Origin of the sequence: Campylobacter sp. LMG 17559 (assembly GCF_024723605.1) — a bacterium.
In the GTDB taxonomy this organism is placed as follows: Bacteria; Campylobacterota; Campylobacteria; order Campylobacterales; family Campylobacteraceae; genus Campylobacter_D.
The window spans coordinates 1-1,225 of record NZ_JANQCZ010000039.1 but is presented as its reverse complement, the minus strand read 5'-3'; the positions used below and the strand labels follow the sequence as shown (position 1 = coordinate 1,225).

Here is a 1,225-nt window from a genome sequence, read left to right as displayed (position 1 = left end):
TAGAAAACAAAGAAAAAAATAAAAAGCTTATATTTTTTGACAATGCTTCATCTATGTCAAATCTTTTACATCTTTATGAGAACAATTGTGATATATTTGTTAAAGATGAGTCATTAATCGATATAGCTTTATTAGAACAAAACTATAATCTAGATTTTAATAAACTAAAAACAAGAGTATTTTTTTATGAAAAACTTCTTTTAGGCGCAAAGGAAGATGAAATTTTTTCTTTCAATGATGAAAAAATAAATTATTATCTTAAATATGATGAGAATAATTTATATGCTTTAAAAGATTTAAACATTACTTATGATTATTATCATTGTAAGATTAAAAACTATGTTTTAGCTAAAAATAGTTTAAATATAAAATTAGAACCTAAAAAGATAAGCAAGCACTATGCTTATGATGATTTAAACCATCAAGATCTAAATTTAACCCACAATAACACTAGCATTATAAACAACACTGCTACTTCAAATTACATCAGCCTTATCATACAAGATGAACATGGCAAGGCTATTGATAATGCTAGCATTAGTATAAAAGGGTATGATCATGAAAAACTAATCAAGCAAAGCATATTGAGATTAAAAACTAATAAAGAAGGTCAGATAAGATTTGATAGAGAAAAAGACTTCAGTAATTGTCATAGTTTTAAAGTTAGATTAGAAGATAATAAAGCTTATTTAGCCAAACCCTTACAAGATAGCAAAAGAATATTTAATAATTATATCAATCATAAAATAGGACTTATACTTAGGTTTAAAAATAAAGATTATTTTAAATATGATGGTTTTTATTTATATCATTTTAAAGGAAAAGATTTAATAGCTTCTTATATGGCAAGAAGTGGAGTAGCTAAAGCTGATAATTTAAAACCATCAAATAAACAAATTGCTTTTAGTTTTTATCAAGATATAAAAGATAAAACTACCAAGAAAAAAGCATATTTTTACTATGATGATGAAAGTATTAAAGATAAATTTGGAAGCTTACCTGAAGGAAAGTATTATTTTAAAATCAATGAGATTAATTACAACAAACAACCTGATTTTTTAAAAGATTATCCTTTTAGCATAGGTAAGACTTGGGGAAAGTATTGTGTTAGATTATACACAGATAAAGAATGCTCTAAAAGTTTTAAAGAAATAGAAATTTCAAATCCAAATGATGAAAAAGGAAAAAGCAAGAATAAAGAAAGTATGAGTAAGGGGGATTTGTA

General features: G+C 24.2%; 1 protein-coding gene. It reads left to right on the top strand.

The features are described from left to right. Positions 1-53 precede the first annotated feature (53 nt). Positions 54-1,225: hypothetical protein (locus tag CAMP5082_RS08180; RefSeq protein ID WP_337206426.1), on the top strand; the 1,172-nt coding region annotated here is incomplete at its 3' end.